We start from the raw sequence: 16,060 nt of genomic DNA on the forward strand, positions 1-16,060 counted from the left end.
CCTACCAGTCGCCGTGCCGGGCGCCGTAGGTCGGCAGCCCTGCGGCGGCGATGCCGTCGCGCAGGCGGTTCCATTCCTCGGCGCGGCGGATCGGGTAGAGGTGCAGCAGCCAGCGCACCATGTCGAGGTCGCTCGGCGGCGCATTGGCGAACCAGCTGTCGCGCACGCCATTGAGGTAGCGCGCGGCGGCCTCTTCCGCCTCATCGATGCGGCCGAGTCGGGCCAGCGCTGCGGCGCGCCAGGCCGGCAGGGTGCGGATGACGTCCTGCGCGCGGTCGCAGGCGTCGAGCGTGCCGGCATCGTCGCCGGCGAGATAGGCGATCGTCACCTGATAGCCCCAATGGGTAAGGCTCGGCATCAGCGACATCTCGAGCGATTGGGCCGCGAGTTCCGCCGCGCGCTCGTGGTTGCCGGCGAAGCTGTGGAACAGCGCCGTCGAGATCAGCGTCCAGCTGTCATTCGGGTTCAGCTCGCAGGCGAGGCGCATCGGCACCTCGGCCTGAGCGTGCTGGCCGCTCATCGCCAGCGACCAGCCGAGCGTCAGCTGGGCGCGCGAATCCGTTGGGTCGAGATGCACGGCGCGGCGAGCGAGTTCGACCGCGCGGGCCTCTCGTTCGCGGCTGCGGCGCTCGCCGGGATGGATGATGTGGACCGAATTCTCCATCTGGGCGAGACCGCTATAGGCCGAGGAGAAGCCCGGCGTGCGCTCGATGCATTCGCGGAAAAGCTGCCCCGCCCGCGCCCAGTTCTCCGGGCTGAAGCTGCGGATCATCGCCGTCGCGCGCAGCCAGCGGTCATAGGACTCGAGCGAGACGTCGGATTCGACGGCGAGGCGCTGCAGCCGCGCCGAGGAGATCTGCAGGTTCAGGGCGATGGCGATGCGGCGGACGATGTCGCGATGCGCCTCGAACCAGCCATCGAGGCGCAGCTCCATCCGCTCCGACCAGATGAAAATTCCGCTGTCCTGCTCGGCGAGGGTGAGAACGAGGCTGATGCGGTCGCCGACCTGGTAGGCCGTCGCGCTGATGCGGTAGCGGGCGGAGACGCGGCTGCCGGTCTGCTCGGCGCTCGGCATGGCGGGGCCGTCGACGACGAACCATTCGCGGAAGCGCACCAGGCAGGCGATGAGGTCGTGGCGGAAGCCGAGCGCCAGGTGCATCTGGTCGGGGCCGACGCCGTTCACCGCGAAGGGCTCGACGAGGAGTGCGATGCGGGCCGGGGTGCCGCTCGGGCGCGGCACCGGCGCAGGGGTCAGCGCCTCGAGCTGGGACTCGGGCAGCGGCGCGGGCTCCGCCAGGGCGATGGTGCCGAGCTTGATCTCGGCGACCAGCGCCTGGGTCGCGGCGGAGGGCTCGGCGTCGTATTCCTCCTCCAGCAGGCGCCAGAGCTGCTCATAGGCACGGAGCGCGGCGACGGTGTCGCCCGCCTCGGCGCTGCCGCGCATCAGGGCGCGGCAGGCCTCCTCATGCGTTGGGTCGAGCCGCAGGATCGCCTCGGCCAGGCGCAGGCGGAGACTGCGCGGCTGGCTCTCGACGCGCAGCGCCGATTCGAGGGCCCGGATCAGCCGGTCGTGGAAGGCTTGGCGGGTGACGCTCAGCCAGCCGCGGAAGGCCGGGTCGAGATCGTCGAGGCCCTGCAGCAACGCCTCGCTCAACCGCGGCATCGAGAGAAGCAGCGGATGGGCGATGCCGCGCTCGGCGGAGTGCAGCACGTCGCGCGCGTCGGGCCGGGCGAGGGCGAGATCGAGGCTGACGGTGAGGCGGTCGGTGCGGAGAGCGTTGCAGCCGGCGGCCTCCATCGCCTCGCGCAGCTCGTGCAGCACCTGGCGCAGCGAGGCGCGGGCCTTCTCCTCGCCCGTCTCGCTCCAAAGCAGGCCGACCAGGCGCTCGCGGCTCTCCTCGCCGCTCTCGCTCAGCAGCAGGTAGCCGAGCAGGGCGCGGGCCTTGCGGCTGCGCAGGCGCAGCTCTTGGCCTGCGAAGCTGGCGCGCAGGGGACCGAAAAGCGAGGCGTTGAGCAGCGCCGGCGCCACCTGCGCGGCCCGGCCCTCCGAGGTGATGGCCTGCTGCGGTGACTCCTCCATCCACTCCCGGCCCGGATGCGCGCGACGTAACCGGGCGTCAGAACAACGCAATTCCGCCGGTATGGCAATCGCCGCCGCCGGTGCGGGCGATAGTCGCCAGCAGCCTTTCACCTGCGGTTTCCGAAGGTTCGACCTCCAAACCCGGGACGACGATTCGGATGGCGGGCAGGCCCCATTCCGGCCGCGTCAGGTCGAGGGCGAGAACCGGCAAGCCCCGGGCGCCGAGCCGGCCGGTCAGCACGGCCATGGCGGCGGCGGGATCGGCGGGCAGGTCTGGGCGAGGATCGACGGCGCCTTCGGGGTGGAGCAGAGCGCAGCTTCCGGCCCGGATGCCGTGGTAGCGGGCGAGCAGCGCCCGGTCATGGGCGTTGAGCGCGGCCGGCCCGGCCTCACCCTGCTTAGCCAGGACGACGGCATGGGCCATTTCCATCTGCGCCATTTCCAGGATGGCGGCGCGGGCGGCGCCGGCACGCGAGGCGCGGGCGGCGAGTCCGCAGCAGAACCCCTTCCCCTCCGGCCCGGTCGAGAGCGCGGCGATGACGGGCACGCCGAGATCGGTGGTGAGGTCGAGCAGCCAGCTTCGCCGTCGCGCCTTGCCCAGGCGCAGCTGGGCGATGAGCGAGGTGGCGGCATCCATGGCCGGGTCTTCCAGCGCGACGGGGCGGCCGCGCCGTCCGCCACGCCACCAGAGGGCGGCGGCATCGCGCTCGATCAGCTCCAGCAGGGCGTGCAGCGCCGCGGCCTCCGGCGTCGGCCCGGCGGCGCAGCCGATGCTGAGGGGCCAGGGCGGGGCGAATTCCGGGCGCGGGCGGCGCAGGCAGAGATCGGCCGGCAGCCAGGCTGTGCCGGGGGCATCGAGGCGCAGAAGCTCGACCCAGTCCTGCGGTGACACGTCTCCGGGCAGGATGCGGGAGAGCCAGTCGGGCTCCAGCGGCCTCGATCGGAACCGGGCACGATTGGCCGGGGTCTCGATGGAGGAGAGCAGTTCCACCCCCTCCCCCACGCAGCCCTCGAAGGCCTCGATCAGGCTGGTGCCGACGCCTGAGGCACCGGCCAGCCCATCGCCAAGCCGCAGTTCCGCCCCAAATACGGCAAGGCCTGAAGCGGTTGGGCAGTCGAGGGTGAAGAGCCGGGTGAAGCGGCTGGCGGCAAGGAGCAGCAGAGCACGGTTGCGCTCCACCGGGCCGGGCGCGGCGGGGACGGGACAGCCGAGCCAGGCGAGGAAGTCGCCTACATCCGGCCCGGCGGGGCCGGATGGGTCGAGCAGGTGCCGGGCGGCGGCCTCGCAGAGGGCGGCGTTTTCGTGCATCCGCCGAGACTAGCCCAGCGCCCCCATCCCGGAATCCTTTGGATCTCTCCACTGGGCCACGAGCCTTCGTTTTCAGTGGCTGACTTGTCCGCGAAGCCCGCGGACAGGACACTAGGCGAAGAGGAAATCCGCCTCCCCAGGCATTGCCGGAGAGGTCTGTGAGCTGGCCGCCGCCCAGGTCGAGCCCGGCGAGCAGGATGGCCTGCGGCGGAGCGCCTTCCGGCAGGTCGAGATGGAAGAGCAGCCGCGGCCCGTCCACCCCGGCGCTGAGCGCTGCCTGCATCGGTGTGCCATCCACCATCAGGTCGAGCACCGGCGCCCCTCCGACGATTTGAACGGCTTCGGAAAAGACGAGGGTGAGGTCGACCGAACCGCCACGGACCGCGCCATCCATATGATGGAAGCTGGGCGCCGCCTGGTCGGCCGGCCAGATACTCGCACCGAGCACGGTTCCGGGCAGGGTGAGGTGCAGCGGGTTGCCGGCGGCGTCCTGCAACCGGCCATCGGGGTCCTCAAGAGCGGTGACGCGGATGCCTTCCCGCGCCAAGTCGCCCGGCTGCACGCGCAGGGTGAAGACGAGGCTGGTCGGGCTGCTGCGGAAGGGGTCGAGCAGAGCATGGCGGGCGGTGCCGCCGGCATCGACCAGCAGGCTAGGCATCGCCTGGCCATCGGCGAGGTGCAGCGCCTCGCTGGCGGAGAGGGTGAAGCGCAGCACCTGGCCGGGGATGTATCGGCCATCGTCGGGGGCGACGAGGCTCGCCGTCGGCGCGACGGTATCGACCAGCAGGTTGGCGAGGCCGGGGGCGGCCGGCAGGGTCGGCACCAGCGCATTGCCGGCGAGGTCGGTGACGGCGCCGGCGGGGTCGTTGAGGCCCGTCAATGTGACGCCATGCCCCTGCACCCCGCCGGGCAGGGCGAGGCCGAAGCGGAGCACTGTGGGGTCGGCGCCGGCGAGCAACGTCGCCTGCATCGCCTGGCCACCGATCTGGAGGTTGAGCACCGGCGCGGCCTTGCCGCCGGCGACCGCCACCGCCTCGCTCATCTGCAGGTCGATGACCAGACTGTCGCCGATGCCGACCGGGCCGGGTCTCTCCAACACCGCCGCGCGGATGGCAGGCGGGGTGAAATCGGCCTGGACCAGGACGTTGGAGAAGTCCGGCACGGTGCCGAGCGCGCCGGGCCAGGCATTGCCGACCTTGTCGGTCACAGCCCCGCCGCCGATCAGGCGGCCGAGGGTGATGCCCGCCTGAGCCTTCGCATCGGCCTCGACGACCAGCCCGAAGGAGAGCTTGTTGGCCGCCGGATGGCCGAGCAACGCCGCCTGCCAAATGGTGCCGCCGATCACCACCTCCAGCACCGGGGAAGGAGCGCCGAGTTGCAGTTGCACCGTCTCGTCGAAGGCTAGGGTGAAGACCAGTGTATCGCCCGCCCGGTGATTGCCGGGGGCGGGGCCCGTGATGCCGGTGAGGCTCGGCGGGTCGAGGTCGGCCTTGACCAGCACGCCGGAGAGGTCCGGCACGCCCATCAGCCCGCCGGCGAGCAGGTTGTTGGAGTTGTCCTTGATTGTCCCCCCGGCCTGGAGAATCTCGCCGAGGGTGATGCCGTCCTGGTCGGAAGCGTTGGCTGGCAGGGTGAGGCGGAAGGTCAGGCGGTGCGGTACCGGGCTGGAGACATAGGCAGCGGTCAGCACTTGGTCGCCGACCAGCACCTCCAGCAGCGGGCCGGCGCCGCCCGGCGGGATGGCGACGACCACAGGCTTGTTGAACTGCACGGTGAAGTCGAGCGCCTGGCCAGCTTCGTAATTGTCCGCGGTCGGGCCGGCGACGGCGGTGACGACGGGCAGGGTCGTCTCGCCAACGCGAAGGTTCAGCGTGGCGCGGGCCGAGACATTGCCGGCGCCGTCCTCGGCATCGATGCCGATGGCGTAATACTGGCCGAGCGGCAGGGTGCCGAGGGCGAGTTGCCAGGCGCCGGAGCCGTCGGCGGTGGTGGTGGTGAGGAGCCGGGTGCCGTCATAGGCGCGGATGATGGCCCCGGCCTCGGCAGTGCCGGCGACGGCGGGGGTGATGTCGGTCGTCTGCCAAATGGGCTGGCTGCGGTCCCCGCTGGTGTCGCCGGCGAAGCCGGTCAGCACCGGGGCGGTGGGGCCGGTCTGGTCCACGGCGAGGCAGAAGGCCGCGCTGTCGCCATCCGTCCCACGGGCGACGAGAAAGACGCTCCGCTCATCGATGATGTTGGCCAGCGCCTCCCAATTCCCCTGCGCGTCGGCGGTGGCGCTGCCGATCTGGATGGCGCCGAGCATCAGCCGGACCAGGGTGCCGGCCGCGGCCGTGCCATAGAGCATGGGGTTGGGATCGGCGGTGATGCCGTCCCCTGGGGTGCCGGTATCGTTGCGCAACCCGATGATGACGGGGGCCATGGCCATACTGGTCCTGTTCCGAGACCGCGACAGGATCGGAGCTGGAGGTAAAGGAAGCGTGGCCTTGCGAACGGAATTTCCATGGCCGGGGGGCCGGTGGCGGTCTCGGCAACCCCTTGCTATACCGCACCCGCCGGAGCACCCGGATGGCGGGGCCGCCGTGCGCCCTGGCTCTCGGACGCGCGGTGGGAAGTCGCCGGAAGAAGGATACCCGTCACCATGGCGCGACGCCGTCAGCTCTATGAGGGCAAGGCCAAGATCCTGTTCGAGGGGCCCGAGCCCGGGACGCTGGTGCAGTACTTCAAGGACGACGCCACTGCCTTCAACTCGCAGAAGAAGGGCACCATCACCGGCAAGGGCGTGCTCAACAACCGGATCAGCGAGTACCTGATGAGCCGGCTGATGGAGGTCGGCATCCCGACCCATTTCATCCGCCGGCTGAACATGCGGGAGCAATTGATCCGGGAGGTCGAGATCATCCCGCTCGAGGTGGTGGTGCGGAACGTGGCAGCAGGCAGCCTTTCGACTCGGCTCGGCATCGCCGAGGGGACGCGGCTGCCCCGCTCCATCATCGAGTATTATTACAAGAACGACGCGCTGAACGACCCGCTGGTCTGCGAGGAGCACATCACCGCCTTCGGCTGGGCGGCGACCCAGGACCTCGACGACATGGTGGCGCTGGCGCTTCGGGTGAACGACTTCCTCACCGGGCTGATGCTGGGCGTCGGGATCACGCTGGTCGACTTCAAGGTGGAATTCGGCCGGCTCTACGAGAACGAGGAGATGCGAATCGTCCTCGCCGACGAGATCAGCCCGGATAATTGCCGGCTCTGGGACGCCAAGACGGGCGAGAAGATGGACAAGGACCGCTTCCGCCGCGATCTCGGCAAAGTCGAGGAAGGCTATCAGGAAGTGGCGAGGCGGCTCGGCATCCTGCCCGAGGCGGGGGTGCGGGACCTCAAGGGGCCGGAGATGATGCAATGAAGGCGCGTGTGACGGTGATGCCGAAGGCGGGCGTCCTCGACCCTCAGGGCAAGGCGATCGGCCATGCGCTGGCCGGGCTCGGCTTCGCGGGTGTCGGCGAGGTGCGGGCGGGCAAGGTAATCGAGCTGGAACTGGCCGAGACCGACCCGGCGAAGGCGAAGGCCGAGGCCGAGGCGATGGCGCGGAAGCTGCTGGCGAATACGGTGATCGAGAGCTTCAGCGTGACGCTCGACTAGCTCATGAAGACCTCGCTCTTCATCATGCTGGGGCTGACGGTGCTGATCGCCATCGGCCTGCGCTGGCGGGAGGAGCGAGTGGCGGTACTGCGGCCGGTGGCGCCTACGCGGCGGAAGGGCTTCCTCGCCTCGCAGAAGCGCCGGCTCAACCGTTGGCTGACCGCCGCGACCCTCGCGGCGTTGACGACGATGCTGGTGCTGGGCGGGCTGCACTGGCTGCGCGTCTGGCAAGGGAGTTAGGCGGATGAAGGCGGCAATCGTGATGTTCCCCGGCACCAACCGGGAGCGCGACATGGCGCTGGCCCTCCAGCGTGCGACAGGGCGGAAGCCGGCCATCCTCTGGCACCGGGACACCGAGCTGCCGCAAGGTACCGACCTCGTCGTGCTGCCAGGCGGCTTCTCCTATGGCGACTACCTCCGTTGCGGGGCGATGGCGGCGCAGAGCCCGATCATGCGGGCCATCCACGATTTCGCCGGCCGCGGCGGGCATGTGCTCGGCGTTTGCAACGGCTTCCAGATGCTGGTCGAGGCGGGGCTGCTGCCGGGCGCGCTGCTGCGGAATGCCTCGCTCCGCTTCCTGTCGATGGACTGCCACATGCGCGTCGAGCGGACGGATACGGCCTATACCGGCCGCTTCCAGCGCGGCCAGGTCTTCCGCGCGACCATGGCGCATGGCGACGGCAATTACTTCGCCGACGAGGCGACGCTCGACCGGTTGGAGGGCGAGGGCCTGGTCGCGTTGCGCTATGCGACCGCGGACGGCCAGGTAACCGAGACCGCCAACCGCAACGGCAGCGCCCGGAACATCGCCGGCATCCTCTCGCCCAACCTGCGGGTGCTCGGGCTCATGCCGCACCCGGAGAACCAGGTCGATCCGCTGATCGACGGGACGGACGGGCTGCCGCTCTTCGAGGGGCTGGCGGAGGCGCTGGCCCCCGCCTGATTACAGCTTCGCCGCCTGAACCCGGCGGTTCAGGGCCCGGCCGCTCTCGCTGGCATTGTCGGCGATCGGCTCATTCGGCCCTCGCCCTTCCGCCGTGAGTCGATTGGCGGCGATGCCGTTCGCCACCAGCCACTGCCGCACGCTCTCCGCCCGGCGCTGGGAAAGGGGCGTGTTGATGGCTGCCGTGCCCGTCGCATCGGTATGGCCGGTGAGGCGCAGGCGGAGCGCCGGGTCGGCGGCCAGGGTGTCGCGGAGTTGGGTCAGCACCGGGGCGGCGTTGATGTCGAGATCGGCGGAGTTGGTGCGGAAGGTGATGTAGAGCTGCACCTGGCCGGTCCGCTGCAGCGTCTCGGCGACGGGGGCCTGGACGGGGGCGGTGGATTTCGCCGCACGCGGGTCGCCGGTGAAGCGGAAGCTGGCATTATAGGCGCCGTAATTCTGGCTCTGCACCCCGTTGCGGGTGGTGCCGGGGTAGCGCGGGGCGCCGGGGAGCATCTGCATCGAGACGCTGCCGCCGGTCTGGGCGATCATGCCGGCATGGACGGCGGCGCGGCAGGTGGCGCTGTCGGCCGTATAATTGTCGGTGCCCCAGACGGCGCCTCGGAGGGTCGCCTCGCCGGGACAGAGGCAGGTGACGGCCTCGTCGCTATCGGCAAAGCTGCTCATGTTGTCGGGGCAGAGCTGAGGGGCGCCGGGGGTGGCGGCAGCCTGCTGGCGGGGCGCGCCCTGGAAGCGGTAGCTGGCGCGGTAGCTGCCATAATTCTGGCTCTGCACGCCGTTCCGCGTTGTGCCGGGATAGCGGCCCTGGCCAGGCAGCATCTCCAGCGTCACCGTGCCGCCCTGGCGCGTGAGCAGCCCGGCATGGAGGGCGGCGCGGCAGGTGGCGCTGTCGGCGGTATAGGTGTCTGTGCCCCATACGGAGCCCTGGCCTACCTGCGCAGCGGGGCAGATGCAGGTGACGATCTCGGCGCTCTCGGCATAGGCGCTCATGTCGTCGGGGCATTGGCTGAGCGTGGCCGGCTGGGCCGGAGCCGCTCCACCCTGGGCCTGTTGCGGCGTGCCCTGGAAGCGGAAGCTGGCGCGGTAGCTGCCGTAATTCTGGCTCTGCACGCCGTTCCGCGTTGTTCCGGGGTAGCGCGGCTGGCCGGGCTGGATTTCGACCGTCACCGTGCCACCGCGGCGGCCGAGCATCCCGGCATGCTGGGCGGCGCGGCAGGTGGCGCTGTCGGTGGTGTAGAGATCGGTGCCCCAGACGGAGCCCTGGCTCATCTGCTCTGCCGGGCAAATGCAGGTCAGGACCTCGTCGCTGTCTGCGAAGGCATCCATGTTATCGGGGCATTGGCCCGGCGCGGCCGGGGCTTTGGCGGCGCCGTCGAGCGGCTGGGCGGGTGCCCGCGTGGCGGCGAGCAGCAAGAGCAGGAGCAGCGACAGGAGCGCGCGCGGCATGGCAGGTCTTCCCGGGCTGGGCGCGCCGGCCCCCTGCCAGCCGCACCTTTCCTGCTATAACCAATGAAAGTCTGGCTGCATGGGAATCCCGACCGCGTGACAATCGTTACACTCGCCCCTGAGAGAGCCCGTCAGCTGGCCGCCGAATTCGGCCTCAAACCGGACGAGTATGAGCGCGCGCTCGCCATCCTCGGCCGCGAGCCGTCGCTGACGGAGCTCGGCATCTTGAGCGTCATGTGGTCGGAGCACTGCTCCTACAAGTCGAGCCGGGTCTGGCTGCGGGAGCTGCCAACCAAGGCTCCCTGGGTGATCCATGGGCCGGGCGAGAATGCCGGCGTCATCGATATCGGGGACGGACTCGCCGCCGTCTTCAAGATGGAGAGCCACAACCATCCCTCCTTCATCGAGCCCTACCAGGGGGCAGCGACAGGGGTGGGCGGCATTCTCCGGGATGTCTTCACCATGGGCGCGCGGCCGATCGCCAACCTCAACGCACTCCGCTTCGGCAGCCCCGACGCGCCGCGGATGAAGCAGGTGATCGACGGCGTGGTGCGCGGCATCGGCGGCTACGGTAATTGCGTCGGCGTGCCGACCGTGGGCGGCGAGGTGAATTTCCACCCGCGCTACAACGGCAACCCGCTGGTCAATGCGATGACGGTGGGCATCGCGCATAAGGACCGGATCTTCCTCAGCGCTGCGGCCGGCGTTGGCAACCCGGTCGTCTATGTCGGCTCCAAGACCGGGCGCGACGGCATCCATGGCGCGACCATGGCCAGTACCGAGTTCAGCGCGGACAGTGAGGAGAAGCGCCCGACCGTGCAGATCGGCGACCCCTTCGCCGAGAAGCTGCTGATCGAGGCCTGCATGGAGCTGATGGCGACGGATGCCATCGTCGCCATCCAGGACATGGGCGCGGCCGGCCTCACCTCCTCCTCGGTCGAGATGGCCGGCAAGGGCGGCGTCGGCATCGAGCTCGACATGGAGAATGTCCCTCAGCGCGAGCAGGGCATGTCCGCCTACGAAATGATGCTCTCGGAGAGCCAGGAGCGGATGCTGATGGTGCTCCGCCCCGGCGACGAGCACATCGCCGAGCGCATCTTCACCAAATGGGAGCTGGACTTCGCCGTCATTGGCCGGCTGACCGATACCGGGCACATCGTCATCCGCCACAACGGGGTGGTCGAGGCCGATATCCCCCTCGCCCCGCTGGAGAGTGAGGCGCCGCTCTATCGCCGGCCGACCGCCGAGACGCCGAAGCAGCCGGTGCTGGACCCGGCTACGGTCACCGACCCGGTGGGGCTGGAGACGGCGCTGACGCGGCTCGTCGCCTGCCCCGACCTCTGCTCCCGCCGCTGGATCTGGGACCAGTACGACAGCATGGTCGGCGGCCAGACCGCGAAGCGCCCCGGCGCCGCGGACGCCGCCGTGGTGCGGATCGAGGACCACAGGCGCGCGCTGGCCATGACCACTGACACCACGCCGCGCTACTGTCTGGCCGACCCCGAGGAGGGTGGCCGGCAGGCGGTGGCCGAGGCTTGGCGGAATCTCTCGGCGGTCGGCGCCCGGCCGCTCGCCGTCACCGACAACATGAATTTCGGCAACCCCGAAAAGCCGGAGATCATGGGCCAGTTCGCCGCCGCCGTGCGCGGCATGGCGAGCGCCTGCACCGCGCTCGACTTCCCCGTCGTCTCCGGCAATGTCTCGCTCTACAACGAGACCGAAGGCAAAGGCATCCTCCCGACGCCGGCCATCGGCGGCGTCGGCGTGCTGGAGGATGTGGCCCAGGCGGTGGGCCTCGCCCTGCCCGCGGGTGCCGAGCTGGTGCTGGTCGGCGAGACGCGGGGCTGGCTCGGCCAGTCGCTCTGGCTGCGGGAGATCGCCGGGCGCGAGGAAGGGGCGCCGCCGCCGGTCGACCTCGTCGCCGAGCGCCGCAACGGCGATTTCGTCCGCGCTCAAATTCTCGCCGGCGCCGTCCGCGCCTGCCATGACTGCGCCGATGGCGGCCTGCTGGTGACCGTTGCCGAGATGGCGATGGCCAGCGGCACCGGCGCCTCCCTCCTCCCCGGCCCGGCCGACTGCCCGGCCCATGCCTACTGGTTCGGCGAGGACCAGGGGCGCTACGTTCTGGCTGTGACGGATGCCGCCGCCCTGCTCGACGCGGCCAAGGCCGCCGGGGTGCCGGCCACGCGCCTCGGCCGCAGCGGTGGGGAGGCCTTGGTTCTGCCCGGTGGCCGATCCATATCCGTCGCCGAGCTGCGGCAGGCGCATGAGGCGACCCTGCCCGCCTTGATGGAGGGCTGACCGGGATGGCGATGCAACCTGCGGAGATCGAGGCGCTGATCAAGGCGGCGCTCCCCGATGCCGTGGTCACCATCGAGGATCTGGCGGGGGACGGCGACCACTACGCCGCCACCGTGGTCTCGGAGGCTTTCCGCGGCCGCAGCCGGGTCCAGCAGCATCAGCTCGTCTATGCCGCCCTGCGCGGCCGCATGGGGGGCGAGCTGCACGCCCTCGCCCTGCAGACCTCCGCCCCTGCCTGAGCCAACGGAGCACACATCATGACCAACCCCGTCTTTGAGCGCATCGAGAGCGAGATCAAGGCCAACCCGGTCGTCCTCTACATGAAGGGCACGCCCGTCTTCCCGCAATGCGGCTTCTCCGCCCGCGTGGTGCAGATCCTCAGCCATGTCGGCGTGCCGTTCAAAGGCGTGAACGTGCTCGAGGACATGGAAATCCGCGAGGGCATCAAGGCCTATGCCAACTGGCCCACCATCCCGCAGCTCTATGTTCAGGGCGAGTTCGTCGGCGGCTGCGACATCGTCATGGAGATGTTCCAGGCGGGCGAGTTGCAGTCCATGCTCAAGGAGAAGGGCATCCCGGTCTCCGCCGAGGCCTGATCCTCTCCGCAACGGGGGTGTCGGTGACGGCATCCCCGCCACGGCCGCTTTCATTCCGTTTATGCTTTGACGAATTGTATTCACAAAAATAAAATGACGGTGTTGTGTACTCGCTCATCCGTGAACCGCGTGAGCGAGGCCGTCCATTGCCCGACACCAATCTGCAGACCGACACCCTCGTCGCGCCGGCGGCCGGACAAAGCGCCGATGATGGCGTCTCCGATGCCGCCCTGCTCTTCGGCACCGCCGCGAGCCCGCCGCTCTGGCTCTGGCTGACCATCGAGCCGGCCGAGCTCGCCGCGCTGGAGGCGGCGCTGTTGCGGCATCTGCGCTCTCCCCTCTTCCCCTCCCGCATCGGCGAGGATGCGGTGCGGCCCGGCGATGACGCCGCGCTGCTCGACTTCGCCGTGCGCTTCGGCGCCATCGCGCCGCGCTTCGCCGAGGGCCCGGCCCTGGTGCTGGCCGCGACGCGCATCGTCGCCGAACGTGGCGGGCCGCTCTGCCGCCAGGGCGCGCTGGCCTGCGTCGAGGCGCTGCATTACCGGCTGCATGGCGAGGCGCGGGGCCTCGGCGGCGATTCGGGGCGGCTGCGGCATTTCGTGCTGGCGGCGCGGCTCTCGGCCGATCTCTGGCTCCGCTTCCTGCCCGGGCCGGAGGGCGCCCGGCCGCTGCCCGGACGGCTGGCCGAGTCGCTGAACCTCCTGGTGCAGGCCCCTGCCCCGGCGGCCGCGCCGCCACCGCCACCGGCACCCGTCGCCACCGGCAGCCAGGCCGTAGTGCTGCAGCCCTTCACCGCACCGAACGAGCGGGGCGAGTGGCAGAGCTACCAGCCGCTGACCACGCCGCTGCCGCTGCGCCGCGTGCCGCGCGATGCGCTCGGGCGGCTCGGCAAGCTGGCCGAGGCGGCGCCGGGCTTCGCCGCGCCGCTGGCCGAGATCCGGCGGACGCTGGCGCTGGCCGCCCATGCCGGGCGGCCCTCGCCGCGGCTCAGGCCGATCTTGCTCGTCGGCCCGCCTGGCGTCGGCAAGACCTGGTTCGCCCGGCGGTTGGCGGCGGCGCTGGAGCTGCCCTTCGCCAGCCTCAACCTCGGCGGGGCGACGGACAACCGCTGCCTCCAGGGCACGGCGCGCGGCTGGTCCGCCACGACGCCCGCCTGGCCGATCGCCGAGATGGCCCGCCTCTCCGCCCCCAACCCGGTCTTCTTCCTCGACGAGATCGAGAAGGCAGGCGGCCAGCGCGACACCAATGGCCGCGCGCATGACACGCTGCTGGCGATGATCGAGCCGGAGAGCGCCTCCGCCTGGTTCGACGAGTGCCTGCGCACATCGGCCGACCTGCGCCATGCCATCTGGATCATGGCGGCAAACGAGACGCGGGGGATCAGCGCGCCGCTGCTCTCGCGCCTCTCCGTCCACCACATCGAGCCGCCGCCGGCCAGCGCCTTCGACGGCACCTATGCCGGGCTGCTCACCGGCATCGCCGAGGATATGGGCTGCACCGCCTCCGACCTGCCGGTGCTGGAGGGCGAGACGCGGGCGGCGCTGCGGCGGGGCTTCGCCGGGCATCGCAACCTGCGGCGGCTGCGGGCGCAGATGGAGGAATGCCTCGGCATCGCAGCCGAGGCGGCTCTTTCTGCCCCGCGCTGCTGACGAAAGGCCGGAAGCGGCGTTATCCTCCTCAGGATGACGCCCTTCCATTCCCTCTACCGGCACGGCTTCGCCCGGGTCGCCGCCTGCACCATCCGCTCCACGCTGGCCGACCCGGCCAGCAATGCGGCGGAAATCCTCCGCGTCGCGCGCGAGGCCGATGCGCGGGGAGCGGCCGTCGCCGTCTTTCCGGAGCTCGCCCTCTCCGCTTATTCGATCGAGGACCTGCTGCTGCAGGATGCCCTGCTGGATGCGGTGGAGGCGGCGGCGGCGGAGCTGGTAGAGGCCTCGCGCGGGCTACTGCCGGTGCTGGTGGTCGGCGCGCCGCTTCGCCATGCCGGGCGGGTCTACAACACCGCCCTCATCATCCATCGCGGCCGGCTGCTCGGCGTGGTGCCGAAGACCTACCTGCCGACCTACCGGGAATTCTACGAGAAGCGGCAGGTTGCCGAGGGCCATGGCGCACCGCCAGGCGATATCCGCCTCGCCGGGCAGTCGGCTCCCTTCACCGCCGGCCTGCTCTTCGAGGCGGAGGACGTGCCCGGCCTCGTGATTCATACCGAGATCTGCGAGGATTTCTGGGTCCCGATCCCGCCGAGCGGCGCGGCGGCATTGGCGGGTGCGACGGTGCTGCTCAACATCAGCGGCAGCCCCATCACCATCGGCAAGGCGGAGACGCGGCGGCTGCTCTGCCAATCGCAATCGGCGCGTTGCCTCGCGGCCTATGTTTACACCGCGGCCGGCGCCGGCGAATCGACCACCGAGGTGGCCTGGGATGGCCAGGCGGAGATCTTCGAGAACGGCGCCCTGTTGGCGGAAACCGAGCGCTTCCCTATGGCGGCGCAGATGGCCGTCGCCGATATCGACCTCGACCTGCTGCGGCAGGAGCGGATGCGCCAGGGCACTTTCGACGACAACCGGCGCAACACCCCGGCCGCCGCGGGCTTCCGCCGCATCCCCTTCCGCCTCGACCCGCCCGGCGCCGATCTTGGGCTGGAGCGGCCGATCGAGCGCTTCCCCTTCGTCCCCGCCAACCCGGAGCGGCTCGCCCAGGATTGCTACGAGGCCTACAACATCCAGGTCGCCGGCCTCGTGCAGCGGCTGGAGGCGGCCCGGATCAAACGGATCGTTATCGGCGTCTCGGGCGGGCTCGATAGCACCCAGGCGCTGATCGTCGCCGCCAAGGCGATGGACCTGCTGAAGCGGCCGCGCACCGACATCGTCGCCTTCACCATGCCGGGCTTCGGCACGTCCGAGGGCACCAAGGGCAATGCGCACCGGCTGATGGCCTCGCTCGGCGTCGAGGCAAAGGAGCTGGACATCCGGCCCGCGGCGCGGCAGATGCTCGGCGATCTCGGCCATCCCTACGCCGAGGGCAAGCCGGTCTACGACATCACCTTCGAGAACGTGCAGGCGGGGCTCCGCACCGACTACCTGTTCCGCGCTGCGAACTTCCACGACGGCATCGTGCTCGGCACGGGCGATCTGTCGGAGCTGGCGCTGGGCTGGTGCACCTACGGCGTCGGCGACCAGATGTCGCACTACAACGTCAACTCTGGCGTGCCGAAGACGCTGATCCAGCACCTCATCCGCTGGGTCATCGCCTCCGACCAGTTCAGCGCCGAGGTAGGCGAGGTGCTGGGCGCCATCCTCGACACCGAGATCTCGCCGGAACTCGTCCCGGCCGAGGACGGCAAGGCGCTGCAGAGCACCGAGGCCAAGGTCGGGCCCTATGCGCTGCAGGATTTCAACCTCTACTACACGCTGCGCTACGGCTTCCGCCCGTCGAAGGTCGCCTTCCTGGCGCTGCATGCCTGGGGCGATGCGGCCGCCCGCCACTGGCCGCCGCATTTCCCCGAGGCGAAACGGAACGCCTATGATCTGCCGACGATCCGGCATTGGCTGGAGGTCTTTCTCAACCGTTTCTTCGGCTTCAGCCAGTTCAAGCGCAGCGCCATGCCGAATGGGCCGAAGGTGGCGGCCGGCGGCTCGCTCTCGCCGCGTGGCGACTGGCGGGCCCCGTCTGATGGTAACGCGCGCGCCTGGGTCGAAGAATTACGCCGGAACGTGCCGGAGTAGATTGCATCCCTGCCATGTCTG

The 16,060-nt window shown here is 70.4% G+C and carries 14 protein-coding genes; 11 read left to right on the forward strand and 3 right to left on the reverse strand.

Features of this window, described 5'->3' with window-relative positions; genetic code table 11:
- Nucleotide 1: 1 nt before the first annotated feature.
- Both EP26_RS06705 and EP26_RS06710 read right to left on the reverse strand, forming a co-directional pair.
- Nucleotides 2-2,080, reverse strand: a complete 2,079-nt coding sequence (locus EP26_RS06705; RefSeq protein WP_052388884.1) for a BTAD domain-containing putative transcriptional regulator — start codon at nt 2,078-2,080, stop codon at nt 2-4.
- 37 nt (nt 2,081-2,117) lie between these two features.
- Nucleotides 2,118-3,389 carry a YcaO-like family protein gene (locus EP26_RS06710; protein WP_043337231.1) on the reverse strand — a complete coding sequence of 424 codons (1,272 nt, stop codon included), beginning with the start codon at nt 3,387-3,389 and terminating at the stop codon, nt 2,118-2,120.
- 232 nt (nt 3,390-3,621) lie between these two features.
- Between EP26_RS06710 and EP26_RS06715 the strand changes: the two genes are divergently transcribed.
- From EP26_RS06715 to purQ, 6 genes are all read left to right on the forward strand, one after another.
- Nucleotides 3,622-4,794, forward strand: coding sequence for a hypothetical protein (locus EP26_RS06715; RefSeq protein ID WP_043337234.1), 1,173 nt, complete (start codon nt 3,622-3,624; stop codon nt 4,792-4,794).
- A 285-nt stretch (nt 4,795-5,079) separates the two neighbouring features.
- Nucleotides 5,080-5,859: a hypothetical protein gene (locus EP26_RS34670; protein WP_157033426.1), complete on the forward strand. Its 780-nt coding sequence runs from the start codon at nt 5,080-5,082 to the stop codon at nt 5,857-5,859.
- A 168-nt stretch (nt 5,860-6,027) separates the two neighbouring features.
- Nucleotides 6,028-6,792: a phosphoribosylaminoimidazolesuccinocarboxamide synthase gene (purC, locus tag EP26_RS06730; protein ID WP_043337239.1), complete on the forward strand. Its 765-nt coding sequence runs from the start codon at nt 6,028-6,030 to the stop codon at nt 6,790-6,792.
- Entirely contained in the window at nt 6,789-7,028 is a 240-nt protein-coding gene (gene purS, locus EP26_RS06735; RefSeq protein ID WP_043337241.1) for a phosphoribosylformylglycinamidine synthase subunit PurS, read from the forward strand. The genes purC and purS overlap by 4 nt, the downstream gene beginning before the upstream one ends.
- Before the next feature lie 3 nt (nt 7,029-7,031).
- Nucleotides 7,032-7,268 (forward strand): hypothetical protein, encoded by a 237-nt coding sequence (locus tag EP26_RS06740; protein WP_043337244.1) that lies wholly within the window; start codon nt 7,032-7,034, stop codon nt 7,266-7,268.
- A 4-nt stretch (nt 7,269-7,272) separates the two neighbouring features.
- Nucleotides 7,273-7,971 carry a phosphoribosylformylglycinamidine synthase subunit PurQ gene (purQ, locus tag EP26_RS06745; protein WP_043337246.1) on the forward strand — a complete coding sequence of 233 codons (699 nt, stop codon included), beginning with the start codon at nt 7,273-7,275 and terminating at the stop codon, nt 7,969-7,971.
- On the opposite strand, the gene EP26_RS31750 is transcribed toward purQ, so the two are convergent.
- Nucleotides 7,972-9,417, reverse strand: a complete 1,446-nt coding sequence (locus tag EP26_RS31750; protein WP_052388885.1) for an LCCL domain-containing protein — start codon at nt 9,415-9,417, stop codon at nt 7,972-7,974.
- Between the two features lie 96 nt (nt 9,418-9,513).
- On the opposite strand from EP26_RS31750, the gene purL reads away from it, so the two are divergent.
- The 5 genes from purL to EP26_RS06780 all read left to right on the forward strand — a co-directional run bounded on the left by purL (nt 9,514) and on the right by EP26_RS06780 (nt 16,039).
- Complete coding sequence (gene purL / locus EP26_RS06760) at nt 9,514-11,718, forward strand: phosphoribosylformylglycinamidine synthase subunit PurL (RefSeq protein WP_408735092.1); 2,205 nt, start codon at nt 9,514-9,516, stop codon at nt 11,716-11,718.
- A 5-nt stretch (nt 11,719-11,723) separates the two neighbouring features.
- Nucleotides 11,724-11,957: a BolA family protein gene (locus tag EP26_RS06765; protein WP_043337248.1), complete on the forward strand. Its 234-nt coding sequence runs from the start codon at nt 11,724-11,726 to the stop codon at nt 11,955-11,957.
- Nucleotides 11,958-11,975: 18 nt separating this feature from the next.
- The gene (gene grxD / locus EP26_RS06770; protein WP_043337250.1) at nt 11,976-12,314 is read left to right on the forward strand and encodes a Grx4 family monothiol glutaredoxin; all 339 of its coding nucleotides are present in this window, start codon (nt 11,976-11,978) and stop codon (nt 12,312-12,314) included.
- A gap of 146 nt (nt 12,315-12,460) precedes the next feature.
- The gene (locus tag EP26_RS06775; RefSeq protein WP_043337253.1) at nt 12,461-13,963 is read left to right on the forward strand and encodes an AAA family ATPase; all 1,503 of its coding nucleotides are present in this window, start codon (nt 12,461-12,463) and stop codon (nt 13,961-13,963) included.
- Nucleotides 13,964-13,996: 33 nt separating this feature from the next.
- Complete coding sequence (locus tag EP26_RS06780; RefSeq protein WP_043337255.1) at nt 13,997-16,039, forward strand: NAD(+) synthase; 2,043 nt, start codon at nt 13,997-13,999, stop codon at nt 16,037-16,039.
- The last annotated feature ends 21 nt before the right edge of the window (nt 16,040-16,060 follow it).

Source organism: Belnapia moabensis DSM 16746 (assembly GCF_000745835.1).
GTDB classification, from domain to species: domain Bacteria; phylum Pseudomonadota; class Alphaproteobacteria; order Acetobacterales; family Acetobacteraceae; genus Belnapia; species Belnapia moabensis.

Coding starts and splice junctions, on each gene's coding strand:
- EP26_RS06765 (WP_043337248.1), top strand. CDS start 11,724: ATGGCGATGCAACCTGCGGAGATCGAGGCGCTGATCAAGGCGGCGCTC.
- purC (WP_043337239.1), top strand. CDS start 6,028: ATGGCGCGACGCCGTCAGCTCTATGAGGGCAAGGCCAAGATCCTGTTC.
- purS (WP_043337241.1), top strand. CDS start 6,789: ATGAAGGCGCGTGTGACGGTGATGCCGAAGGCGGGCGTCCTCGACCCT.
- EP26_RS06740 (WP_043337244.1), top strand. CDS start 7,032: ATGAAGACCTCGCTCTTCATCATGCTGGGGCTGACGGTGCTGATCGCC.
- EP26_RS06715 (WP_043337234.1), top strand. CDS start 3,622: ATGGAAGAGCAGCCGCGGCCCGTCCACCCCGGCGCTGAGCGCTGCCTG.
- EP26_RS06780 (WP_043337255.1), top strand. CDS start 13,997: ATGACGCCCTTCCATTCCCTCTACCGGCACGGCTTCGCCCGGGTCGCC.
- EP26_RS06705 (WP_052388884.1), bottom strand. CDS start 2,080: ATGGAGGAGTCACCGCAGCAGGCCATCACCTCGGAGGGCCGGGCCGCG.
- EP26_RS31750 (WP_052388885.1), bottom strand. CDS start 9,417: ATGCCGCGCGCGCTCCTGTCGCTGCTCCTGCTCTTGCTGCTCGCCGCC.
- EP26_RS06710 (WP_043337231.1), bottom strand. CDS start 3,389: ATGCACGAAAACGCCGCCCTCTGCGAGGCCGCCGCCCGGCACCTGCTC.
- purQ (WP_043337246.1), top strand. CDS start 7,273: ATGAAGGCGGCAATCGTGATGTTCCCCGGCACCAACCGGGAGCGCGAC.
- grxD (WP_043337250.1), top strand. CDS start 11,976: ATGACCAACCCCGTCTTTGAGCGCATCGAGAGCGAGATCAAGGCCAAC.